At 64.2% G+C, this 23,287-nt stretch carries 24 protein-coding genes; 12 read left to right on the forward strand and 12 right to left on the reverse strand.

The genetic code is table 11. The annotated features are described in order from the left end of the window. Window positions 1-234 precede the first annotated feature (234 nt). From NKH41_RS22480 to NKH41_RS22520, 9 genes are all read right to left on the reverse strand, one after another. Window positions 235-474, reverse strand: coding sequence for a DUF680 domain-containing protein (locus NKH41_RS22480; RefSeq protein ID WP_352454766.1), 240 nt, complete (start codon window positions 472-474; stop codon window positions 235-237). A 67-nt stretch (window positions 475-541) separates the two neighbouring features. Then, entirely contained in the window at window positions 542-748 is a 207-nt protein-coding gene (locus NKH41_RS22485; RefSeq protein WP_352769794.1) for a DUF680 domain-containing protein, read from the reverse strand. Between the two features lie 71 nt (window positions 749-819). Next, window positions 820-1,023 (reverse strand): DUF680 domain-containing protein, encoded by a 204-nt coding sequence (locus tag NKH41_RS22490; protein WP_352472527.1) that lies wholly within the window; start codon window positions 1,021-1,023, stop codon window positions 820-822. Between the two features lie 443 nt (window positions 1,024-1,466). Next, window positions 1,467-2,213, reverse strand: coding sequence for an FAD-binding oxidoreductase (locus tag NKH41_RS22495; RefSeq protein ID WP_352769790.1), 747 nt, complete (start codon window positions 2,211-2,213; stop codon window positions 1,467-1,469). Beyond that, on the reverse strand, window positions 2,210-2,821 hold the full coding sequence (locus NKH41_RS22500; protein ID WP_352769788.1) for a molybdopterin-dependent oxidoreductase: 612 nt from the start codon (window positions 2,819-2,821) through the stop codon (window positions 2,210-2,212). The genes NKH41_RS22495 and NKH41_RS22500 overlap by 4 nt, the downstream gene beginning before the upstream one ends. Before the next feature lie 133 nt (window positions 2,822-2,954). Beyond that, window positions 2,955-4,493 carry a DegQ family serine endoprotease gene (locus tag NKH41_RS22505; RefSeq protein WP_352769786.1) on the reverse strand — a complete coding sequence of 513 codons (1,539 nt, stop codon included), beginning with the start codon at window positions 4,491-4,493 and terminating at the stop codon, window positions 2,955-2,957. 367 nt (window positions 4,494-4,860) lie between these two features. Then, entirely contained in the window at window positions 4,861-5,586 is a 726-nt protein-coding gene (locus NKH41_RS22510; RefSeq protein ID WP_352769783.1) for an MBL fold metallo-hydrolase, read from the reverse strand. Window positions 5,587-5,602: 16 nt separating this feature from the next. Continuing rightward, window positions 5,603-6,769: a diphosphate--fructose-6-phosphate 1-phosphotransferase gene (locus NKH41_RS22515; RefSeq protein WP_352769781.1), complete on the reverse strand. Its 1,167-nt coding sequence runs from the start codon at window positions 6,767-6,769 to the stop codon at window positions 5,603-5,605. Between the two features lie 95 nt (window positions 6,770-6,864). Continuing rightward, complete coding sequence (locus NKH41_RS22520) at window positions 6,865-7,629, reverse strand: L,D-transpeptidase (protein WP_352682169.1); 765 nt, start codon at window positions 7,627-7,629, stop codon at window positions 6,865-6,867. 187 nt (window positions 7,630-7,816) lie between these two features. Between NKH41_RS22520 and NKH41_RS22525 the strand changes: the two genes are divergently transcribed. The 3 genes from NKH41_RS22525 to xylB all read left to right on the forward strand — a co-directional run bounded on the left by NKH41_RS22525 (window position 7,817) and on the right by xylB (window position 11,421). Further along, window positions 7,817-8,440 (forward strand): LysE family translocator, encoded by a 624-nt coding sequence (locus NKH41_RS22525; RefSeq protein WP_352472533.1) that lies wholly within the window; start codon window positions 7,817-7,819, stop codon window positions 8,438-8,440. A gap of 9 nt (window positions 8,441-8,449) precedes the next feature. Further along, window positions 8,450-9,775 carry a tetratricopeptide repeat protein gene (locus NKH41_RS22530; RefSeq protein ID WP_352769778.1) on the forward strand — a complete coding sequence of 442 codons (1,326 nt, stop codon included), beginning with the start codon at window positions 8,450-8,452 and terminating at the stop codon, window positions 9,773-9,775. Between the two features lie 191 nt (window positions 9,776-9,966). Next, on the forward strand, window positions 9,967-11,421 hold the full coding sequence (gene xylB, locus NKH41_RS22535) for a xylulokinase (RefSeq protein WP_352769809.1): 1,455 nt from the start codon (window positions 9,967-9,969) through the stop codon (window positions 11,419-11,421). Between the two features lie 38 nt (window positions 11,422-11,459). On the opposite strand, the gene NKH41_RS22540 is transcribed toward xylB, so the two are convergent. Further along, window positions 11,460-11,822, reverse strand: a complete 363-nt coding sequence (locus tag NKH41_RS22540; RefSeq protein WP_352769776.1) for a nuclear transport factor 2 family protein — start codon at window positions 11,820-11,822, stop codon at window positions 11,460-11,462. 110 nt (window positions 11,823-11,932) lie between these two features. On the opposite strand from NKH41_RS22540, the gene xylA reads away from it, so the two are divergent. Then, a complete protein-coding gene (xylA, locus tag NKH41_RS22545) occupies window positions 11,933-13,258 on the forward strand; it encodes a xylose isomerase (RefSeq protein WP_352540012.1) in 1,326 nt (441 codons plus the stop codon). Window positions 13,259-13,389: 131 nt separating this feature from the next. Here xylA and NKH41_RS22550 read toward each other — a convergent pair whose 3' ends face one another. Next, window positions 13,390-14,022 carry a TetR/AcrR family transcriptional regulator gene (locus tag NKH41_RS22550; RefSeq protein WP_352769773.1) on the reverse strand — a complete coding sequence of 211 codons (633 nt, stop codon included), beginning with the start codon at window positions 14,020-14,022 and terminating at the stop codon, window positions 13,390-13,392. A 93-nt stretch (window positions 14,023-14,115) separates the two neighbouring features. On the opposite strand from NKH41_RS22550, the gene NKH41_RS22555 reads away from it, so the two are divergent. Together NKH41_RS22555 and NKH41_RS22560 are read left to right on the forward strand one after the other, a co-directional pair. Continuing rightward, window positions 14,116-14,772: an O-methyltransferase gene (locus NKH41_RS22555; RefSeq protein WP_352769770.1), complete on the forward strand. Its 657-nt coding sequence runs from the start codon at window positions 14,116-14,118 to the stop codon at window positions 14,770-14,772. A gap of 166 nt (window positions 14,773-14,938) precedes the next feature. Beyond that, window positions 14,939-15,148 carry a hypothetical protein gene (locus NKH41_RS22560; protein WP_023680243.1) on the forward strand — a complete coding sequence of 70 codons (210 nt, stop codon included), beginning with the start codon at window positions 14,939-14,941 and terminating at the stop codon, window positions 15,146-15,148. 85 nt (window positions 15,149-15,233) lie between these two features. Here the strand turns inward: NKH41_RS22560 and NKH41_RS22565 are convergent, their stop codons facing one another. Further along, window positions 15,234-16,214, reverse strand: coding sequence for a GlxA family transcriptional regulator (locus NKH41_RS22565; protein WP_352748846.1), 981 nt, complete (start codon window positions 16,212-16,214; stop codon window positions 15,234-15,236). Between the two features lie 76 nt (window positions 16,215-16,290). Between NKH41_RS22565 and bcoG the strand changes: the two genes are divergently transcribed. The 6 genes from bcoG to NKH41_RS22595 all read left to right on the forward strand — a co-directional run bounded on the left by bcoG (window position 16,291) and on the right by NKH41_RS22595 (window position 23,156). Next, complete coding sequence (gene bcoG / locus NKH41_RS22570) at window positions 16,291-17,202, forward strand: 3-dehydrocarnitine:acetyl-CoA trimethylamine transferase BcoG (protein WP_352769766.1); 912 nt, start codon at window positions 16,291-16,293, stop codon at window positions 17,200-17,202. 31 nt (window positions 17,203-17,233) lie between these two features. Beyond that, window positions 17,234-17,863 carry an HD domain-containing protein gene (locus NKH41_RS22575; protein ID WP_352769763.1) on the forward strand — a complete coding sequence of 210 codons (630 nt, stop codon included), beginning with the start codon at window positions 17,234-17,236 and terminating at the stop codon, window positions 17,861-17,863. After that, the gene (locus NKH41_RS22580) at window positions 17,860-18,933 is read left to right on the forward strand and encodes a 3-hydroxyacyl-CoA dehydrogenase NAD-binding domain-containing protein (protein WP_352769761.1); all 1,074 of its coding nucleotides are present in this window, start codon (window positions 17,860-17,862) and stop codon (window positions 18,931-18,933) included. Before NKH41_RS22575 ends, NKH41_RS22580 begins: the two co-directional genes overlap by 4 nt. Before the next feature lie 4 nt (window positions 18,934-18,937). Continuing rightward, the gene (locus NKH41_RS22585; RefSeq protein ID WP_352769758.1) at window positions 18,938-20,101 is read left to right on the forward strand and encodes an acyl-CoA dehydrogenase family protein; all 1,164 of its coding nucleotides are present in this window, start codon (window positions 18,938-18,940) and stop codon (window positions 20,099-20,101) included. Between the two features lie 201 nt (window positions 20,102-20,302). After that, on the forward strand, window positions 20,303-22,381 hold the full coding sequence (locus NKH41_RS22590; protein ID WP_352769756.1) for an acetate--CoA ligase family protein: 2,079 nt from the start codon (window positions 20,303-20,305) through the stop codon (window positions 22,379-22,381). Continuing rightward, window positions 22,374-23,156 carry a carnitinyl-CoA dehydratase gene (locus tag NKH41_RS22595; protein ID WP_352472543.1) on the forward strand — a complete coding sequence of 261 codons (783 nt, stop codon included), beginning with the start codon at window positions 22,374-22,376 and terminating at the stop codon, window positions 23,154-23,156. Before NKH41_RS22590 ends, NKH41_RS22595 begins: the two co-directional genes overlap by 8 nt. The last annotated feature ends 131 nt before the right edge of the window (window positions 23,157-23,287 follow it).

Below are 23,287 nucleotides of genomic sequence, written 5' to 3' on the forward strand. Positions count from 1 at the left end.
CCCTCAACGCACACCCACCGGCGCCTGCACCCGGGCTTTCTCCCCCCACCCAAACCACACCCCGCGCGGGCCGGCCCCGCCGCTCTTGTCTGGAATTCCAGTTCGGCCGATAGAGCGGTTCATCGTTTCACGGAACGCCGAACCGCTCTATCTCTTTGTTTTGACGCAATTCCCAAGGGAAAGCGCTACACGCTTTTCCCGGGAAAACCGTTTCACACTTTTCCTGGAATTGCTCTAGTTGTTGCCGAAGAGGTTGCGGTCGGCGCCCTGAGGCGCGGACTTGGGCACATCGCCAGACGAATTCAGCAGCTTGTAGATCGGCGAGTTGCTGTCCCGCACCGAATACGTCTGCGTCTTGTCGACGTTGACGGTCGACTGCTTGTTGATGTCGGTCCCGCCAACATTGTCGTTGCGGGCATAAGCGCTGCCGGCGGCAATCAAGAGCGCGGCGGCAGTAAGAACAATCTTTTTCATTTTGGGTCTCCTGGATTTTCGAAATCAAGCGGCGGGCATGCCGCCGCCTTGATGGTGGGATCGGCTGTTAGTTGTTGCCGAAGAGGTTACGGTCGGCGCCCTGGACAACCGGCTGCTTTTCAGCCTGGTTCGACGTCTTGACGGAAGCCGTGTAGGAGCTGTCGACCGAGACAGCAGGCGGGTTGGCTCCGTTGGAACCAAAGTTGTCGCTGCCGGCGAAGGCGCTGCCGGTGATGGCCAAAACGGCGGCGGCAGCAAGAACGATCTTTTTCATCTTAATACTCCTGAATTTTTCAGATCCCCGGACGGCGGATATGCCCGCCGCCCTGATGCTGGGATCGGCTGTTAGTTGTTGCCGAAGAGGTTACGGTCGGCGCCCTGGACAGCCTGCTGGTCAGCATGAGCCGGCTTCTGAATGGAAGCCGTATACGAGCTGTCGACCGCAGCGGCAGGCTGGTTCGCACCCTTGGAACCAAAGTTGTCGCTGCCAGCGAAGGCGCTGCCGGTGATGGCCAAAACGGCGACGGCGGCAAGAGCGATCTTTTTCATTTTTTAGTACTCCAGTATCTTAGTTTTCCGTCCGTCTAGCGGCGTGCCTTGGGGGGAATTCGCGTCGTTCGGACAGCCCCGATGTGGGAAAGCCAATGGCCAGTTTCCAATCACGAAGTTTTTTGGTGTGGACCAAGAATCTACACCTTGAAATTGTGCCAGAGATTCCCTTCGCCACATTTTTATCGTTTAATGTCAAGCAGATAGTCTATCGCCTCGGTCTGGCTGCAAGATGACTTGGGAGGCAGCGTTCACAGCGTCCTGCACGCATTGTCAACAGAAACGAACCGTTCGGTTCGATTTTTTAAACCGATAAAAGTCGCAGCCGAGGTTCTTTGTCGAATCGTTAACCATTTCGGCCGAATGCGGCGTCGGCGTTGCGGCTGCTTTTGGCCTGCCTTATGCCGCCCAACGAAGGCAGCAACCGGGCAAGCAGAACCGGGTCAGACCCCGTAACGTTCGGTGCGGATTAGTGCCGCAGGCACCCCGGCATCGATCAGTGCCTCGGCGGCGGCCGTCACGAATGCGTTCGAGCCGCAGACAAAGGCGAGCTTCGGCGGCGCCGGCAGCCTGGTCATGGCTTGCACCATCATCGCGGCGTCGACCCGCCGCGCATAATCCGCCGGACGGCGGGCCGGCTCGCGCGTCAGCGTCAGCACCAGGTCGAAGCCATCCCGGCGCTCGGCGAGGTCGATCAGTTCGTCGCGAAAGATCACCTCGTCCCAGACCCGCGCCGAAAACACCAGGGCGGCGGCGACCAGCGATCCCCGCATCGCCCGGTGACGGAGCATCGACATCAGCGGCACCACGCCCGACCCACCGCCGACGAGCAGGAGCGGGCCGCCATCGCCGTCGGACCAGACGAAATGGCCGCCGAGCGGCCCGCGCAATTCGACCTCGTCGCCCACCGCCGCGATCTCGTGAAAGAACGGCGAGACCTCGCCGTCCTCGAGTTTTTCAATCGCCAGCTCGATGGTCTCGCCGGCTTCCGGCGCCGAGGCGATGGAGTAGGAGCGGCGCGCCTGATAGCCGTCCGGCGCCGTCAGCCTGACATCGACATGCTGTCCGGCGCGGTAGACGAAGGGCCGCAACGGCTGCAGGAAAAAGCTGGTGACGCGCGGCGTGCGCTTTTGGATGCGGGTGATGGTGACCGTCTGCCAGGGCGACTGCGCCGCCGGTGCGTCGCTCATGGATCGTTCGTGTAGCGCTGCTCGCGCCACGGATCGCCATAGATATGATAGCCTCGCAACTCCCAGAAACCCGGCTCGTCACGCTCTGTGAACTGCAGCCCGTTCAGCCATTTGGCCGATTTCCAGAAATAGAGATGCGGAACGAGCAGCCGGGCCGGGCCGCCATGGTCGGGAGTGATCGGCTTGCCCTGGTAAAGCAGTGCCACCATCGCCTTGCCGCCGGTGAGATCCTTCGTCGGCACGTTGGTGGAATAGCCGTCGAAACCCAGCGCCAGCGTGAAGGCGGTGGGCGGCTCGATGCCGGCGTCGGCAAGGATGTCGTCGACGAGCACGCCCTGCCACGCCGTGTCGAACTTGGTCCATGCGGTGACGCAATGGATGTCGCGCGTCATCTTGGTCAAGGGCAGCGCGTTGAACTCGGCCCAGTTCCACTTCTTGATCGGTCGCGGCCCGTGCTTAAGCGTGAACGACCAATCCTCGGTGCGGACATGCGGCGTCGGGCCGGCCGACAGGACCGGGAAACCTTGCTCGAGATATTGCCCCGGCGGGATACGTGCATCCGTATCCGTCGGCGGCTTTCGTCCGGAAGAGAAGCCTCGGGTAACCATCGAGAATATCCGTTTGCGCAAGGTCCAATCGAGCTTTGTCAGTTTTCTCGAAGACGCGAGCGCGGGCAACCGAAATCTTGGCTCCGGCCTGGCGGCAATGCTCTACATTGATCTTGGCAGCGCGGCGCCCGCTTCAGCCGCTGGCGAAGGGGACGGCGACGAACATCTGGGCGTCGCCGCGCTCGACAAGCAGCAGCACCGATTTCTTGCCGGATTTGGCAGCCTGCACAATCGCCTGATTTGCCTGCCTGGCGCTCCTCACCGGAGTCTGGTCGACGCCGACGATGATGTCGCCGGGCTGGATGCCGGAAGCCGACGCAGCCTTGTTCGGGTCGACGCGCTCGACCAGTGCGCCATGCTGGTTTTCCGGCAGGTTCATTGCCTGGCGCACATCCGGAGTGACGTCCATCAGGCCGAGACCGAGCGCCGGTGCGCGAAGGCCCTGCCCCGTCGACGGCTGACCTGAATCGCCGGTCACCGATCCCGTCGCCGTGTCGTCTTCGTTGCGCCCGATCTCGACGGAGATCTGCAGGCTTTTCCCCTTGCGCCAGACATTGAGGGCTTCCCTCGTGCCAGGCGCAACGTCAGCGACGGCGCGCGACAGATCCCTTGGATCTTTTATGTCCTGGCCGGCGAAGCTGGTAATGACATCGCCTGTCTCGATGCCGGCCTTGGCGGCCGGCGATCCGTCGCTGACCTGCGCGACCAGCACGCCGGCGGGGTGATCGAGGCCGATGGCGCTCGCCACATCAGGCGTCACCGGCTGGATCTGGACGCCGAGATAGCCGTACTGAATGGAGCCGCCCTTCATCAGCTTGGCGACGACCTTTTGCGCCTGGTCCGAGGGGATGGCGAAGCCGACGCCGACGCTGCCGCCATTCGGCGAAAAGATCGCGGTGTTGATGCCGACGACATCGCCGTACACATCCGTCAGCGGGCCGCCGGAATTGCCCCGGTTGATCGGTGCGTCGATCTGGATGAAGTCGTCAAACGGGCCGCTGTGCAGATCGCGGCCGCGCGCCGAGACAATGCCGGCGGTGACCGTGGTGCCAAGGCCGAAAGGATTGCCGAAGGCGAGCACCTGGTCGCCCGGCATGAGCTTGTCCGAATCGCCCCATTTGACGGTCGGCAAGGGCTTGCCGGCGTTGACCTTGAGCACGGCAAGGTCGTTCTTCGTGTCATGGCCGATCAATTTGGCGGGAAGCTCGGTGCCGTCGTCGAGCATCACCTTGACCGACTGGGCGCCGTCGACGACGTGATTGTTGGTGACGATCATGCCGTCGGCACCGACGATGAAGCCTGAGCCGAGGGCCTCGGTGCGCGGCGCCTGTTCCGGCGGTGTCTTGGGGGCGGGCAGTCCCTGGTCACCGAAGAAACGGCGGAAATAGTCGTCGAAAGGCGAGTTTCCGCCGAAGGGAGAGGCGTCGCTCATCGTGTCCGGCTGTTGTACTTTCATGACCGTCGTGATGGTCACCACTGCCGGTTTGTCGGCCGCCACGACCGGAGCGAACGAGCCGCGGGGCGCCGTCATGCCGGTGACAGGTGGGGTCACTGTTGCCGCCAGGACATCATTCAGCCTGGGAGCGAAAGACAGGGCGAAGGGGCTGACGATCAGCGCGGCGCCCAGCAAAGCGGCGACGCGATGTCTGCGAAGGGTGTGGATCGGTGACATGGCCGTTGTCCGAGCGAGAGATTGGCGGAGCGCCGCAACGTTCCGTCACCGGAACAATTCGTCGGCGCGTCGGTCGTCGGCGTTGCCTGTCTCGCCTGTCACGGCAGCCGACCGGATCGACAGCCCCGCATCTAGGGCGCCGATGATGGTTTCCAGATAATATTACGAAGATTTAATTTCCAGCCGGCAACCGCCTCGCGGCGTTGGCGCCGAGACCCGAAAATACAAAACCCGCCTCGGGAGGCGGGTCGTTGGGGCGAATCAGCACCATACCCAAATTACTAGCATAGCTGCCGGCACAAAGCAAGAACAAAATAGCTGCGCAAGACAAATCGCCTCAGATTTGCGCCGCCTCAGCCGAGGCCTCCTATTCGCCTGTCCCGTCGGTCCGGCTGAGATAGGTGGTGGCGATCTCGCGCATCCGCCTGCCGTCGAAGCTCGGTCCATGACCGCCATGGCCGATCCGGATCGGCAGCTCGAGCAGGCGCTGCATCGTGCGGCGATAGGCGGCACGATCCGAATCCGGCAGGTCGTCGATCAGCATGGCGTCGTAGATGGCGTCGCCGGCGAAGAACAGGCCGTCAGCCTCGTCGAACAGCGCGATCGAATCCGGAGAGTGGCCGGGCAGATGCAGGACGCGGAATTGGCGGTCGCCGAGGTCGATCCTATCGCCCTCGTCCAGGGTCCGGGCCAGAGGCGCCGGCTGAATCCTGTAATCGGCCGCCTTCCAGCCCTTTGCCGGCAGCCTGGAGACGGCGCCTTCCAGATCATGGAACATGTAGGCGTAGGTCACCGCTTCATCCATGCTGTCGAACTGTGCGGCGCTGTGGCGCGGCCCTGCCCGCAGCGGAAACTCGTGCAGCGAGCCGACATGATCGAGATGGATATGCGTGGCGACGACGAGCAGCGGCTTGCCGGACGGCGTGTCGATCTGCGGCGCCAGCGGGCAGATCCCCATGCCGGTGTCGACCAGCAGGTCGACATCGCGGCCGCGCAGATGCCAGATGTTGGCGCGCACGAATTCGTGCACGAAGGGCTCGATCAGCATCGTCGTATTGGCGTTGACGATGGTTTTGCTGAACCAGCTGTCCATCAGATCAAGGCCGGCATCAGACGAACGGCTTGCCGACCTTGTACTTTTGCGGGACCAGCCGCTTCAGATAGGCCATCCCCGCATCGGACAGCCGGTTGACATCCGGCAGCATGAAATCATCCGGCATATGGCGCGTCTTGCCGGCGACGTTCTTCAGCGGCACCTTCTTCAGCACGGTTTTCTTGCCGTCATATTGCAGCGCCACCGAACCGCCGCCCTCGTCGGCCACCGTGACCGCGAAGGCACCGGCATCGAAGGCCTCCTGCGCGTCCACCGCGCTGATGGCGCCGACATAGCCGCGCGGCATATAGCCGAGCGCATCGACGCGCGCCCGCTTGCCCGGCAATCCTTCGGCGAGCGCGCGCTCCAAGGCTGCCGGCAGGTCGCTGCCCGACAGCTTGACGTTGCCGTGCTGGTCGCGCTCCAGCCTTTCCGGCGGCACCAGGCTTTCGACCAGCGCCTTGCCGTCGGCGGTGCTGACGCCTTCGGAGACGGCAACGATGCAGCGCTTGTGGCGGTCGAGCGTGGCGCGCACGTCGTCGATGAAACCGGCCGCCGAGAACGGCCGCTCCGGCACGTAGACGAGATGCGGGCCGCTGTCCTGGTCGAGCTGCCAGGCCGCGGACGCGGCCGTCAGGAAACCGGCATGCCGCCCCATGACAATGCCGACATAGATGCCCGGCAGAGCGCGGAAATCGAGATCGACCGAAAGGAATGCTCCAGCGACGAACTCGGCCGCCGACATGAAGCCGGGCGTGTGGTCGTTCTCCTCGAGATCGTTGTCGATGGTTTTCGGCGCATGCACGAAGGCGATCTTGCCGCCGGCGGCGTCGGTGAGGATCTGCTGCGTGCCCGAGGTGTCGTTGCCGCCGATATAGATGAAGGCATCGGCGCCGGCTTTCTTCAAGCCGTTGAGGATGAGTTCGCAATAGGCGGCATCCGGCTTGTCGCGCGTCGAACCAAGCGCGGCGCTCGGTGTCGCCGCGATCAGCCGCAGGCGATCCTCGGGGATGGCGGAAAGATCGACGTAATTGCCGTCACGAATGCCGCGCACGCCGTGGATGGATCCCAGCACCTTGGCGCCGGGATGCCGCTTGCGGATTTCGAGCGCAGCACCCACCACGGTCTGGTTGATGACGGCGGTAGGGCCGCCGCCTTGCGCGATGACAAAAGTTCCGGCCATTGTTCACGTCTCCCGGGTGATGAAATCGCAGGCACATTCGCCTGTCTTGCGGCATGGCGCAACGGCAGAGTGATCGCTGAAGGCGAAGCCGCCGTTCAGACGACGACGACCGGGTTTTTCTTGGAGACGCGGCTGTAGAGGTCGATGATGTCCTGGTTGATCAGGCGCACGCAGCCCGACGACATCGCCTGGCCGATGCTCCACCATTCGGGCGAGCCGTGGATGCGATAGCCGGTGTCGCTGCCGTTCTGATAGATGTAGAGGGCACGCGCGCCGAGCGGATTGTCGAGCCCGCCCGGCTGTCCGCTTTGCCATTTCACCAGTTCCGGCCTGCGGGCGATCATCTCGGGCGGCGGGGTCCAGACCGGCCATTCCTTGCCGTACTGGATGTTGGCGCGGCCGGACCAGCGGAATCCGTCCTTGCCGATGCCGACGCCGTAACGGATCGCCTCGCCGCCGGGCTGCACCAGATAGAGCAGCCGTTCCTGCGAGTGAACGACGATGGTGCCGGGTTGCTCGCCGGTCGGATCGACGACGATCTGGCGGCGGAACTCCGGCTTGACCTTGAGGTAGGGCACTTCCGGCACATTGAAGCCACCGTCGGTGAGCGAAGCGTACATCACGTCGGGGCTGGTAATGTTCTTGTCGACGCTGATACTCGGACGGATGGGCCGGATCGAGCCGGTGGTGACGTCGTCGAGCTGGAGCGACGGCAAATCCAGCGTCTGGCTGCAGCCGGCGACGCCGAGCAGCGCCAGCGCACCGGCGCCGGACAGCACCGTGCGACGGGAAAGCTGTATTTCGGTTTCGATTGCGTCGCCAATATGCGGCAGCGACAGACCGTGCGGCAACTCACGCATTTACCCAAACCCTACGCTGTCGGCGGGAAACACGCTCCGGCCGTATAGCAGGCATTTTCGCCAATCATGGTTGAAAAAGCGTGAAGGCCGGCCGCCTGGCATTAACGAGAGGCTTTTTCGACTTTGCCTCTTTACATCTGCGCGAGGCCAAGGATTTATCCTCTTCTTTGAGTTCAAGGAGAAGAAAATGTCCTTCGAAAACTGGGCCGCTTTTGCCGCTGCCTCGGCAGTCCTTCTGGTCATTCCGGGCCCGACCATCCTGCTGGTGGTTTCCTATGCGCTCGGCCAGGGCTGGCGCACCGCGCTGCCGATGGCAGTCGGCGTGGCGCTCGGCGACTTCACCGCGATGACATTGTCGATGCTGGGCATTGGCGCGCTGCTGGCGGCGTCGGCCACCGTGTTTACCGTGCTGAAGGTGATCGGCGCCGGCTACCTGATCTATCTCGGCATCAAGCTGTTTCGCGCCGGCGGTGCGCTCCGGGCCGAACCGCGCACCGATGCGGTGTCATCGGCGAAAATGACGGCGCACGCCTGGCTGGTTACCGCGCTCAATCCGAAAAGCATCACCTTTTTTGTCGCCTTCCTGCCGCAGTTCCTCGACCGGTATGCGGATTTCTGGACACAGATGCTGATCTTCGAGACGACCTTCCTGGCGCTCGCCTTCGCCAATGCCTTCGGTTATGCGCTGATCGCGGCAAGGGCGCGCAACGTCGTGCGCAATCCAAAGGCGATCCGCATCTTCAACCGCACCGGCGGCACGCTGCTGGTCGGCGCCGGCATCGCGACAGTGGCGATGCGCTCGGGCAACTGAGGACGGACCATGGCGGTGAGCGATGCATTCGGCCTGACACTGTCTGGCGCGACGGAGGCCGGGCTCTCGTCCTACAGCCGGGCTGTTCGCGAATTGCAGTGCTTCATCGGCGATCCGGTCGGTTCCGTTGACCGGGCAATCGCCGAAGATCCCGGCTTCGTCATGGCGCAGGTGTTCAAGGGTTATCTCTTTGGCCTCGCCACAGAGCGCGAAGCGACGGCGGTGGCCAAGGCATGTCACGAGGCGGCGCTGCCGCTTGCCGCGACAACACGCGAGCAGGCGCATGTCGCCGCCCTTGGCCATCTTGCGGAGGGACGCTGGCACGAGGCCGCCCGCGTGCTGGAGGATATCGCCATCGAGTTTCCGCTCGATGCGCTGGCGCTGCAGACCGGCCACCAGATCGACTTCTTCACCGGCAATGCGCGCATGCTGCGCGACCGCATCGGTCGCGCGCTGCCGTCCTGGCAGAGCGACATGCCGGGCTATCACGCCATACTCGGCATGCAGGCCTTTGGCCTGGAGGAAATGGGCGATTACGCGCGCGCCGAAAAACTTGGCCGCACGGCGGTCGATATCGAGCCGCGCGACGGCTGGGCCCAGCATGCGGTGGCCCATGTCATGGAGATGCAGAGCCGGCAGAAGGACGGCATTCTGTGGATGCGCGCCAATCCCGAAGCGTGGACGCGGGACAGCTTCCTGCAGGTGCATAATTGGTGGCATCTGGCACTGTTCCACTATGATCTCGGCGAAATCGACGAGGTGCTGGCGCTCTATGACGGGCCGATCTATGGCGAACGCTCGATGCTGGCGCTCAACATGGTCGATGCCTCGGCGATCCTGTGGCGGCTGCATCTCGGCGGCGTCGATGTCGGCGAGCGCTGGACGGCACTGGCCGCCAACTGGGTGCCCATGGCCAGCGCCGGCCACTATGCCTTCAACGACGCCCACGCGATGATGGCGTTTGTCGGTGCCGGCCTCGAAGCGCCCGCCCGCAACTTGCTCGAGGCGCAGCGCGAGGCGATGCGCGGCAAGGACGACAACGCCGGTTTCACCAGGGATGTCGGCCATCCCCTGACGCTCGCCATCAAGGCATTCGGCGAGGGCAATTATGCCGGGACGATACGCCTGATCCGGCCGATCCGGGCAATCGCCCATCGCTTCGGCGGCAGCCACGCACAACGCGACGTCATCGATCTGACGCTGATCGAAGCGGCATTGCGTTCCGGTGATGGCGCGCTGGCGAGGGCGCTTGCGGCGGAACGCGCGCTGGCACGGCCGGACAGCCCATTGTCGGCACTGTTTTCACGGCGTGCAACCGCTCCCGCGGCGAATTGACCACGGCCACATCTTGCCTTAAAAACTGCCCCGGCCTGATTTTTTCGAGCGTCGAAAAAATTTTCGCGTGTTGACCGGGGTGCGTTTCCGGCGGCACGATTGCCGGGATATCTTCGCCGCCCGTGTCACAGGACTGGGCAGCGAAGCAAGAAAGACCGTCGCCGCCAGGCATGACGGACATGGGAGGAAACATGTATCTCGGCCTCGATCTCGGCACGTCGGGCGTCAAGGCGCTGCTGATCGATGCAAGGCAGAGCATCGTCGGTTCCGGCCATGCGCCGCTCGACGTGTCGCGCCCGCATCCCGGCTGGTCCGAGCAGAACCCGGCCGACTGGATCCGCGCCTGCGAAGCGGCGGTCGACGAGCTGCGGTCAATGCATGCGAAGGAACTCGCGGCGGTCAAAGGCATCGGCCTTTCCGGCCATATGCATGGCGCCACTCTGCTCGATGCCGCCGACCAGGTGCTGCGCCCCTGCATTCTATGGAACGACACACGCAGCCACGCCGAGGCGGCCGCGCTCGATGCCGACCCGCGCTTTCGCAAGCTGACCGGCAACATCGTCTTTCCCGGTTTCACCGCGCCAAAGCTGGCCTGGGTCAGGAACAACGAACCGGATGTTTTCGCCAAGGTGGCAAAGGTCCTGCTGCCGAAGGACTTTTTGCGGCTCTGGCTCGCCGGCGAGCACATTTCGGAAATGTCGGATTCGGCTGGCACGTCGTGGCTCGATGTCGGCAAACGAGCCTGGTCCGCCGAACTGCTCGCTGTCACGTCGCTCGACGAAAGGCAGATGCCGTCGTTGGTCGAAGGCACGGCCAAGGCCGGTGCCTTGCGCGCCGAACTGGCCGCGAAATGGGGCATGCAGCCGGGCATCCCGATCGCCGGCGGTGCCGGCGACAATGCGGCTTCGGCCTGCGGCATGGGCACGGTCGGCGCCGGCCAGGCGTTCGTCTCGCTCGGCACGTCGGGTGTGCTTTTTGCCGCCAACGCGTCCTATCTGCCCAATCCGGAAAGCGCCGTGCATACCTTCTGCCACGCACTGCCCGGCACCTGGCACCAGATGGGCGTCATCCTGTCGGCAACCGATTCGCTCAACTGGCTGTCGGGGATCGCTGGAAAAAGCGCCGGCGAGTTGACCGCCGAACTCGGCGAAGCGCTGAAGGCGCCGAGCGGCGTCTCCTTCCTGCCGTACCTGTCAGGCGAGCGGACGCCTCACAATGATTCCGTCATTCGGGGCGCCTTTACCGGGCTTGCCCACGAATCCGGCCGCGCGGCGCTGACCCAGGCCGTGCTCGAAGGCGTCGCCTTCGCCTTCCGCGACAGTCTGGAAGCCCTGGCCAAAGCCGGCACGACGCTGACCCGGGTGACGGCGATCGGCGGCGGCTCGCGCTCGCGCTACTGGCTGAAGGCCATCGCGACAGCGCTTGGCCTGCCAGTCGATATTCCAGCCGACGGCGATTTCGGCGCCGCGTTCGGTGCGGCCCGGCTTGGCCTGATTGCGGCGACGGGCGCCGATCCGCGCGCCGTCTGCGCGGCGCCGGCGACCGACGCCACGGTCGAGCCGGTCGCCGCCCTCGGTGACGCCTATGCGCAAGCCTATCAGCGCTATCGCCAGCTTTATCCGGCGGTCAGAGGCGCCACGGCGTGAGCGGTTTCCCGCCCTCGCCGTGGCCTGCCGAGAAGGCCTCACTGTGCCGGCACCTTGTCGAGAAAGCCGGTGACGCTTTTCAGCCGGCCGTTTTCGATGACGCCGATATCGGTGCCTTCGATGACGGAGCCGACGCCTTCCGGCCCGAGTTTCCACGAGAAACGGATGGTACCGGCGAAGCCGTCCGGCTTGCCTTTCAGCGAGAACCTGAAGCCGGCAAAGCGCTGCTGCACGCCGTCGATCAGCGCGGCGATGCCGTCATGGCCGTCGCCCTGCATGATCGGATCGCGATAGCCGACGTCCTCGGTGAAGGTTGCCTCGAGCAAGGCTTTTCTGCGCGCGGCGTCGCTCTCGTTCCAGGCGGCGATGTAGTTTTCGGCAATGGTGTTGAGGTCGGTCATGGTCTGTCTCCTTCGTTGGGTGGCTTTGACATGAGCCTTTTCGACCAGCGCCAGCGCGAAACCAATTACGCCTGAGGTAATCAGGCCGAACCATGCGAGAGGAAAAAAACATGAGCAGCGGTTTTTTCGGCGACATCCAACAGATCAAATATGAGGGACCGGATTCGACCAATCCGCTGGCCTACCGGTTCTACAATCCCGACGAGATCGTCGCCGGCAAGCGGCTGGAGGACCATCTGCGCTTTGCCGTCGCTTATTGGCATTCCTTCGCCTGGCCGGGCGGCGATCCGTTCGGCGGCCAGACGTTCGACCGGCCATGGTTCCCCAAGGCCGGCGGTACCGACACCATGGAGCTGGCCAAGCTCAAGGCCGACGTCGCCTTCGAGATGTTTTCGTTGCTGGGCGCGCCTTATTTCTGCTTCCACGATGCCGACGTGCGGCCGGAGGGCCGGGACTTTTCCGAAAGTGCGGCGCGGCTCGACGAGATCGCCGATTATTTCTCGGGAAAGATGAAGCAGACCGGCGTCAAGCTGCTGTGGGGCACGGCCAACCTGTTCTCCAACCGCCGCTTCATGTCGGGCGCCGCCACCAATCCCGATCCGGACGTCTTTGCCTATTCGGCGGCGACGGTGAAACACTGCATCGACGTCACCAAGCGGCTGAACGGCGAGAACTACGTGCTGTGGGGCGGCCGCGAGGGCTATGAGACGCTGCTCAACACCGACCTTGCCCGCGAGCAGGAACAGGCCGGCCGTTTCCTCAACCTGGTCGTCGATTACAAGCACAGGATCGGCTTCGAAGGCACCATCCTGATCGAGCCGAAGCCTCAGGAGCCGACCAAGCACCAGTATGATTACGACGTCGCCACCGTCTATGGCTTCCTCAAGCGTTTCGGACTGGAGAACGAGGTCAAGCTCAACATCGAGCAGGGCCACGCCATCCTGGCCGGCCATTCGTTCGAGCATGAACTGGCGCTGGCCAATACGCTCGGCATTTTCGGTTCGATCGACATGAACCGCAACGACTACCAGTCGGGCTGGGACACCGATCAGTTCCCCAACAATGTGCCGGAGATGGCTCTGGCCTACTACCAGGTGCTGCAGGCCGGCGGCTTCAAGACCGGCGGCACCAATTTCGACGCCAAGCTCAGGCGCCAGTCGCTCGATCCGCAGGATCTGCTGATCGGCCATATCGGCGGCATGGACTGCTGCGCTCGCGGCCTCAAGGCGGCAGCGCGCATGGTCGAGGACAAGGCGCTGTCCGCCCCGCTCGCCGAGCGCTATGCCGGCTGGGATTCGGCCGAGGCCAAGGCGATGCTTGCCGGCAAGCGCACGCTGGAGGAAATCGCCGAGCGCGTCGTCAAAGAGAAGATCGAGCCGCAGCCCAGATCCGGCCGCCAAGAGCTACTCGAGAACATCGTCAACCGGTACGTCTGAGGCGTACCCGGTTCGCGGCCGCATTGTTCAGCGGCCGCCGGCTAAGACGGCTTTCCGCGGGGCTGAACCGACGAAGGTTTTGCCCCGTGTGAAACTCGCGTGGCCTGTTCGCTGACCGGGTCTGGCGCGCCTTAGCCGTGATCGAGGCCTCTCAGGTAGGCGCAAAACATGTCGGCCATGGCGTTGGCGTAGACTTCAATCTCCTTGGGCGTTCGAGGCGTCTCCGAGAACTGCTTCCCCACCGTGCTGAGCGTCGTCATGACCAGGTCGCCGGCCAATTCGCGAGTCGCTTGCGCGGCGTTTGGCAACGCCTCCTGCATGAAGAGCTGGATGGTGCGGTCTCCGGACGCCCTTGCCGTCTGCGCCTCGGGCGCGTCGCGGTAAAGCGGTGCGGCGTCGTCGAGCGCCACACGCACCGTGGCCTCGTCACACTCCGAGCGGAGGAAGGCGTGGACCAGGTCGCGCAGCCGGTCGAGCGGCGGTTTCCTGATATCCTCGAGGATATCGCGCAGCAAACTGGTCGTCTGCCGCCATTCGTCGCTCTGGAGCCGGAACAGGATCGCCGCCTTGTTCGGAAAATACTGATACAGCGATCCGACACTGACACCGGCCTTCTCGGCCACCCGCGCCGTGGTGAAGCGCTGCGCGCCTTCCCTCGCCAAAACCTGAACAGCAGCCTGCAAAATCGCAGCGACGAGCTCCGCCGAGCGGGCCTGCTTCGGCTGTTTTCGCGAGGAAATCCGCGGACTTCGGTTGTCGCTCATTGAGAGCCGCGCCAATGCGATTAGTGAATGCGAATGATTAGTCGTATTTTGAATGTCGCACAAGAACGCATTCAATTCCGACTGGAGACCGATATGACCACACTGACGACAACGCCGCTCGCGCCCCTGCTGGACCGCCTGTTCGAGGAAGCCGCTGCGGCAACAAGCCCTGCAGTGGCGGAACTCTCCGCCGAGGAGCGGATGCGGCTGGTTCGAAGCAAGACCGAATACCTCGATTTCTATGGGCGGCTAAGGGATCTCTGGCTTCCCGTTTCGCGAGAGACCGGCACGCTGCTCTACATGCTGGCACGAGGCAGCGGCGCACGGACGATCGTCGAATTTGGAACCTCGTTCGGCATCTCGACCCTGCACCTTGCCGCAGCCTTGCGGGACAATGGCGGTGGCCGCCTGATCACCAGCGAGTTCGAGCCATCCAAGGTCGCGCGCGCGAGGAGTAATCTGACAGCAGGCGGTCTCATTGACATGGTGGAAATCCGCGAAGGAGACGCGCTGCAAACATTAAGCGTCGATCTTCCCGAAAACGTCGACCTGCTTCTGCTCGACGGCGCCAAAGCGCTCTATCCCGAGATCTTGAGTCTGGTTGAAAGCCGCCTCAGACCGGGCGCCTTCGTCGTTGCCGACAACGCAGATCTTTGCCCCGAATACCTCGAGCGGGTGCGCTCGACCGGGAGTGGCTACATGTCCACGCCGTTCGGCGAGGATGTTGAACTGTCGATGCGGCTTGGCTGAAGCACTGCGTGACCTGCCGGAACGATCGTGCCCAAGATGGGCGGCGGCGGACAAAACTTTGCCCGGCATCGCCCATCAATCGCCTCGCTCTTGCCTTCAAACAGCCGTCACGAACCTCCTATAGTATGGTTCGTGGCGGGATTCAGAAAGAAGGAGGCGAAACGATATGCAGCACGAACGCGAAATCGACGCCCTGCTCTCATCTGGCGAGGCTGGATCGATCATCGACCGGCTGATGGCGCTGCCGCACCCGAAACAAGGTGCGCTGAGTGCAAACGAATGGGATCGCGCGGTCGCCAGCCGCTTCGAGACCCATCTTGCGAGACAGATGCGCTCGCAGATCGACGGCAGCAGCGACCGCCAGGACGCTGCCTGATCTACCTTTGTCTATGCATGTCGTTATCCCAAAACCGCTCCGCACCGTCGGGTCAAGCCCGTGGCCAAGCTTTGGGCGACATGCATTATCCCCGACGCAGCCTGACCGGCGCTTCGCCGAACGCTCTTGAAAACGCTCTGGAAAATGCCGCGGCGGACGAAAACCCCGTTCGCCCGGCAATGTCCGCCATGGCGATGCGCGTGTCGACCACCAGCCGGCGCGCGGCGCCGAGGCGCAGCCTGAGGTAATAAGCGCCGGGCGTTTCGCCGATCGACTTGCGAAAGATGCTTTCCAGCGTCCGTGCCGTCACCCCGGCGCGCTTTGCCACGGCCGCGATAGTCAGCGGCTGGTCGACATGCGCTTCCATCAGCCGGATGGCTTGCGCCAGCCTGGGATCGTAGCCGTCAAGACGGCCCAGCGAGACCAGCGGTTGCGCGTCCGTCGCGGCGCGCGCCTGGTCGTAGATGAAGACGCTCGCGACATCGAGCGCCACGGCCATGCCGAGCCGCGTGCGGATCAGATGCAGCATCAGGTCGAAGGTCGGCGAGGCGCCGCCGGTGGTGAACACTGGGCCATCGATGACGTAGCGGTCGGGGCGCACGTCGACGCCGGGAAAGGCCGACGAGAAATCCTCCATGTCCTCCCAGTGGGTGGTGGCGCTGCGCCCCTCCAGCAGACCGGCGCGGGCAACCAGCCAGGTGCCGGCCTCGACGCCGCCGCAGGCGCGTGCCGCGCGCGCCGCCCGGCGCAGTCCGGACAGCAAGGCCGATGTGGCATGGTTCTGCGTGCCGAAGCCGGCGACGACGACCAGCATATCGGTTGTGTCAGCCGCATCGAAGCGGCCGCTGACCGCCACCGGCAGGCCGCATGTGGTGACCGGCGCCTCGCCTGTCACCGAGACCAGCCTGAAATCGAACAGCGTCTCACCGGCAATGCGGTTGGCGGCGCGCAACGGATCGACGGCCGAGGCGACGCACATGATCGACGAGCCGGAGAATACCAGCAGCGTTACCTTGAGCGGCAAACGCTCGGCCCGAAAGATCGTCGGTTTTTCGTTTTTGGTCACACGATCTTCGTAAAACGCAAAACAGTTTCCGGCAAGTCAGGCATTCTTGCCCTACGTTCTATTGGGAGAGAATCCGATGCCGTTAGCGATGAACCGTGAGGTTTTCATTACCTGTGCCGTGACCGGGTCGGGCAGTTCGCAGGATCGCAGCCCGCGTGTGCCGCGCTCGCCCAGAGAGATCGCCGATTCGGCCATCGAGGCGGCAAAGGCAGGTGCCGCAATCGTGCACTGCCATGTGCGCGATCCCGAGACCGGCAAGCCTAGGCGCGACGTGCATCTCTATCGCGAAGTAACCGAGCGCATCCGCGCTGCAGACGTCGACGTGGTGCTGAACCTGACCGCCGGCATGGGCGGTGACATGGTATTCGGCCCGCCGGAGAAGCCGCTGCCGCTGAACGAAAAAGCCACCGACATGGGCGGCGCGAGCAACCGCATGGAACATGTGCGCCAGTGCCTGCCGGAAATCTGCACGCTCGATTGCGGCACCATGAATTTCGCCGAGGCCGATTATGTCATGACCAATACGCCCGGCATGCTGCGTGCCATGGGCGGCATGATGACGGCGCTCGGCGTCAAGCCGGAGATCGAGGCCTTCGACACCGGGCATCTGTGGTTCGCCAAGCAATTGGTCGAGGAAGAAGTGCTGAAGCCGGACGCCTTGGTGCAATTGTGCATGGGCGTGCCGTGGGGGGCGCCGGACGACCTCAACACCTTCATGGCCATGGTCAACAATGTACCGTCGACCTGGGACTGGTCGGCCTTTGCCATTGGCCGCAACCAGATGGCCTATGTCGCGGCCGCGGTGCTGGCCGGCGGCAATGTCCGCGTCGGACTGGAGGATAATCTCTGGCTCGACAAGGGCGTGCTGGCGACCAATGCGCAGCTGGTCGAGCGGGCGGTCAGCATCGTGTCGAATATGGGCGCCAGGGTCATCGGCCCGGACGAAGTCCGCAAGAAGCTGAACCTGACGAAGCGCGCACCGCTTTGAAAAGCCGGTAGCCGGTTGGGAGGAGCCGCCGATGAAGACCGTGAAATTCACCGCCATGAAGGACGGCGACCGCGAGGATTACGCCTTCCTCACCGGGCACGAGATCGACTACGCGGCAAAGACCGGCGAGCGGCTGCTCGACGCGCTCGTCCAACTCGATGCGGGCCTCTCGGGCTACAAGATCACCCGGCTCGGCCATTCGCTGCAAGCGGCAACGCGGGCCTGGCGCGACGGCGCCGACACCGACTGGATTGCCTGCGCCTTGCTGCACGATATCGGCGACATCTACGCGCCCTATAACCACGACGAGTATGCGGCGTCGATCCTGAAGCCTTTTGTGCGCGAGCAATGCACCTGGGTGGTGGAAAAGCACGGCGATTTCCAGCGCCTCTATTACGCCCACCACCTCGGCGGCAATCCGCACGCCCGCGACCGTTTCGCCGGGCACATCTACTTCGACGATTGCGATGAGTTTTGCGAACGCTGGGATCAGTCGAGCTTCGATCCCGACTATGAGACATTGCCGATCGATTTCTTCCGGCCCTTCGTGCTCGAAGTGTTCGCGCGCAAGGCCTATGACGCGTCCGTGATCCGTGCCGGCGAACGCGTCGCCCTCACCGACCCCGCAACAGCCAGCACAAGAACCGGAGCTTCCGCATGAGCATCATCAACAAGGCGGCCGCCATCGGCGGCGGCGTCATCGGCGCCGGCTGGGTGGCGCGGCTGCTGCTCAACGGCATCGACGTGTCGATCTTCGATCCCGACCCCGAGGCGTCACGCAAGATCGGCGAGGTGATGAAGGGAGCACGACGCGCCTACAAGCAGATGCTGCCCGGCGGCCTGCCGAAGGAGGGCAAGCTTACCTTCGCCAAGGCGATCGCCGAGGCGGTGGCCGACGCCGACTTCATCCAGGAAAGCGTGCCGGAGCGGCTCGACCTGAAGCACCGCGTGCTGGCCGAGATCGACCTTTATGCGCCGGCCAACGCCATTGTCGGATCCTCCACCTCCGGCATCAAGCCGACCGACATGCAGGTGGCGATGAAGAAGCACCCGGAGCGGCTGGTCGTCGGCCATCCGTTCAACCCCGTCTATCTGCTGCCGCTGGTCGAGATCGTAGGCGGCGAACAGACCTTTCCCGAGGCGATCGAGGTCGCCAAGGAGATGTATGCCTCGATCGGCATGAAGCCGGTGGTGATCCGCAAGGAGATCGAAGCCTTCGTCGGCGACCGGCTGCTCGAAGCGGCATGGCGCGAGGCGCTGTGGCTGGTCAAGGACGGCATCTGCACGGTCGAGGAGCTCGACGACATCATGCGCTATGGGTTCGGCCTGCGCTGGGCGCAGATGGGCATGTTCCAGGTCTATCGCGTCGCCGGCGGCGAGGCCGGCATGCGCCACTTCATGGCGCAGTTCGGCCCGTGCCTGAAATGGCCGTGGACCAAGCTGATGGACGTGCCGGAGTTCAACGACGAGCTGGTCGAGCTGATCGCGACCCAGTCGGATGACCAGGCGCACGGTCTGTCGATCCGCGATCTCGAAAAGATCCGCGACGACAATCTGGTCGCCATCATGGAGGCACTGTCGAAGCAGAACAAAGGCAAAGGCTGGGGTGCCGGCGCCTTGCATAGGGACTACACCAGGCAGTTGGCCAAGCTTGCGGCGAAGAAGCCCACCGCCTCCAGGGCGGCCGAAAAGGCCAAGGCTGAAAAGCCGAAGAAAAAGAAGAAAGGCTGAGACCATGGATTTTGGTCTTTCGGAGGAGCAGAAGCTCATCGTCGAGACGACGCGAGCCTTCGTCGAGAACGAGCTTTACCCGCATGAGCGCGAAGTGGAGCGTACCGGCGTGCTGCGCCGCGAGCTGATCGGGGAGATCAAGGCCAAGGCGATCGAAGCCGGCCTCTATGCCGCCAACATGCCGGCCGATGTCGGCGGCGCCGGGCTCGATACGGTGACCTGGCTGCTCTATGAAAAGGAACTCGGCCGCGCCAATTACGCGCTGCATTGGACCTGCGTGGCGCGGCCTTCGAACATCCTTCTCGCCGGCACGCCGGAGCAGCGCGAAAAATATCTGTTTCCCTGCATTCGCGGCGAGAAATGGGATTGCCTGGCAATGACCGAGCCGGGCGCCGGCTCCGATCTGCGCGGCATGAAGGCAACCGCCGTGCAAGACGGCGACGACTGGGTGCTGAACGGCACCAAGCATTTCATCAGCCATGCGGACCTCGCCGATTTCGCCATCGTCTTCATGGCCTCGGGTGAGGAAGAGTCTTCGCGTGGAAAACGCAAGAAGATCACCGCCTTTTTCGTCGACAAGGGCACCAAGGGTTTCACCGTGCGCGACGGCTACCGCAACGTCTCGCATCGCGGCTATACCAATGCCATTCTCGAATTCGACGATTGCCGGCTGCCGGCGAGCCAGGTTCTCGGCGAGGTCCACAAAGGCTTCGATGTCGCCAATTCATGGCTCGGCGCAACGCGCCTGCAAGTCGGCGCCACCTGCCTTGGCCGTGCCGAGCGGGCGCTTGGCCATGCCATCGAATACGCCGCGCAGCGCCAGCAATTCGGCCAGCCGATCGGCAAGTTCCAGGGCGTGTCGTTCAAGCTCGCCGACATGGCGACCGAGCTGAAGGCCGCCGACCTGATGGTGTTCGAAGCCGGCTGGAAGTACGATCAGGGCACCGTTACCGATCAGGACATGGCCATGGCCAAGCTGAAGGCCACCGAGATGCTTGCCTTCGTCGCCGACGAGGCGATCCAGATCCATGGCGGCATGGGGCTGATGGACGATTTGCCGCTCGAGCGCATCTGGCGCGACGCCCGCGTCGAGCGCATCTGGGAAGGCACTTCGGAAATCCAGCGCCACATCATCTCGCGGGCGCTGCTGCGCCCGTTCGGGGGCTGAACAGCGCAATGTCTGCATTCCTTCGCGCCCCCCTCTGTCCTATCGGACATCTCCCCCTCAAGGGGGGAGATCGGCCGCCATTCCTGATTTCGCCAGTTATTGCCGTTGCATGCCTCGGGCCGGCGGCCCAGCTGCCAATCTCCCCCCTTGAGGGGGAGATGCCAAGTTTTGGCAAAGAGGGCAGGGCAGAGGGGGGTGTTTATGCACAAACTTGAGCGCCTTTTGCGCCCACGAACGATCGCGGTCTTCGGTGGCGCGCAGGCTGCCGCCGTGGTCGCGCAATCGATCAAGATGGGATTTGCCGGCGAGATCTGGCCGGTGCATCCGAGCAAGGCCGAGGTCGCCGGCCGCAAGGCCTATCGCTCGGTGGCCGAATTACCCGGTGCGCCGGATGCCGCTTTCGTCGGCGTCAACCGGCACTTGACCATCGAAGTCGTCAAGGCACTGGCCGAACGCGGCGCCGGCGGTGCGGTCTGCTTCGCCGCCGGCTTTCTCGAAACCGAGGCCTATGACGAAGACGGCGAGCGGCTGCAGGCCGAGCTGGTCGCGGCGGCGGGCCAAATGCCGATCATCGGGCCGAACTGCTACGGGCTCATCAACTATGCCGACGGCGCGCTTTTGTGGCCCGACCAGCATGGCGGCATCAGGCTGCCAGAAGGCGGTCGCGGCGTTGCCATCATCACCCAGTCGTCGAACATCGCCATCAACATGACGATGCAGAAACGCGGCCTGCCGATCGCCTTTCTGATGACCGCCGGCAACCAGGCGCAGACCGGGCTTTCCGAAATGGCGCTCGGCCTGATCGAGGACGACCGCGTCACCGCGCTCGGCCTGCATATCGAGGCCTTCGATTCGGTAGCCGGCTTCGAAAGGCTGGCGGCACGGGCACGCGAGCTGAAGAAGCCTGTCATCGCCATGAAGGTCGGCCGCTCCGAGCAGGCGCGGCAGGCGACCGTCTCCCATACCGCGTCGCTGGCCGGCTCGGACGCGGCGTCCGGCGCCTTCCTGAAGCGGCTCGGCATCGCCCGCATCGATTCAATTCCCGCCTTCATCGAGGCGCTCAAGCTGCTGCACGTCACCGGCCCCCTGCCCGGCTACCGGCTGTCGTCGATGAGCTGTTCGGGCGGCGAGGCGTCGGTCATGGCCGACAGCGCCGAAGGCCGCTGGGTGACGTTTCCGCCACTCACCCCCGAGCACCGCGCGCATGTCAAATCGACGCTCGGGCCGCTGGTCGCGGTGGCCAACCCGCTCGACTACCACACCTTCATCTGGAACAACGAGCCGGCGATGACCGCCACCTTCACCGCGATGGTGTCGGGGGGCTTTGACCTCAACATGCTGGTGCTCGATTTCCCACGCCCCGACCGCTGCTCGGACACCGACTGGTGGGCGACGCTGCGCGCCTTCGAATCGGCGCTGAAGACCAACAGCGCGCAAGGCGCGATCGTCTCCTCGCTGCCGGAGAACCTGCCCGAGGAATACACTGCCGGCCTGATGGCGCGGGGCATGGTGCCGCTGTTCGGCATCTCCGAAGCCATGGACGCCGCCCAGGCGGCGGCCTTCATCGGCTGGGCCTGGCGCGAGCCGCAGGCGCAGCCGATCGACACTTCGGCGTCCGGCGCGCCGGCCGGCGACCATGTCACGCCGGACGAGGCCGAGGCGAAGGCGCGGCTCATCGAGGCCGGGCTCCCCGTGCCGAAGGGCGAGCGCGCCGGCAACGCGGTCGAAGCTGTCATCTCCTCGATGGCGCTCGGCTTCCCGGTGGCGCTGAAGGCCCTTGGCGTCATCCACAAGTCCGAGCTCGACGCGGTCCGGCTCAATTTGAGGGATGCCGAATCCGTCAGCACCGCCGCCCACGATCTCGGCCCGCTCGGCACCGGTCTTTATGTCGAGCGCATGGTGCGCGACGGCGTCGCCGAGCTGCTCGTCGGCTTCACCCGCGACCCGATGTTCGGCGCCGTGATGACGCTCGGCACCGGCGGCGTGCTGGTCGAGCTGTTGCGCGACAGCGTCACGCTGATGCTGCCGGCGACCCGCGACGATATCGAGGCCGCTTTGCGCGGGCTGAAACTGTTCCCGCTGCTCGACGGCTATCGCGGTCGGCCGAAGGCCGATGTTGCAGCGGCAATCGGTGCGATATCGGGCATTGCCGCTTTCGTGCAGCAAAACGCCGGCGAGATCGAGGAACTCGACATCAATCCGCTGATCGTCTGCACCGAAGGCAAGGGCGCCTGGATCGCCGATGCGCTGCTGGTGCTTGGAGAGAACAAAAATGTCTGACGTCATCACCACCCGCCGCGAGGGCACTATCCTCGAAGTCACGCTCGACCGGCCCAAGGCCAATGCCATCGACCTGAAGACGTCGCGGCTGATGGGCGAGACTTTCAAGGCGTTTCGCGACGATCCCGACTTGCGCGTCGCCATCGTCAAGACCGCCGGTGACAAGTTTTTCTGCGCCGGCTGGGACCTGAAGGCCGCGGCCGGCGGCGACGCCGTCGACGGCGACTACGGCGTCGGCGGCTTCGGCGGGCTGCAGGAACTGCGCGACCTCAACAAGCCGGTGATCGCCTGCGTCAACGGCATGGCGGTCGGCGGCGGCTTCGAACTGGCGCTATCCTGCGACCTCATCTATGCGTCGGACCACTCCTCCTTCGCGCTGCCCGAAATCCGTGCCGGCACGCTGGCCGATGCGGCGACGATCAAGCTGCCGAAGCGTATCCCCTACCATGTCGCCATGGACCTTCTGCTCACCGGCCGCTGGATGGATGTCGCCGAGGCGCATCGATGGGGCCTGGTCAACGAGGTGCTGCCCAAGGAAAGACTGGAGGACCGCGTCTGGGAGATCGCGCGGCTGCTCGCCAGCGGCCCGCCGCTGGTCTTCGCCGCGATCAAGGAGACGGCCCGGGTCGCAGAATCGCTGACGTTCCAGGACGCGATGAACCGGGTGACGCGCCGGCAACTGTCGACGGTTGACGCACTCTACGGCTCGGAGGACAATCTCGAGGGCTTTCGCGCCTTTGCCGAGAAGCGCGATCCGGTGTGGAAGGGGAAGTAGTGGTATTGCAGGAATGATGGCGCTCACCCCCCTCTGGCCTGCCGGCCATCTCCCCCTCAAGGGGGGAGATCGGATGTCGCTTCGGTTTTCGCCAATCTCCAACGTTGCAAGATGGGCTGCAAGGCCGAAGC

Source organism: Mesorhizobium sp. M1169 (assembly GCF_040318345.1).
In the GTDB taxonomy this organism is placed as follows: Bacteria; Pseudomonadota; Alphaproteobacteria; order Rhizobiales; family Rhizobiaceae; genus Mesorhizobium.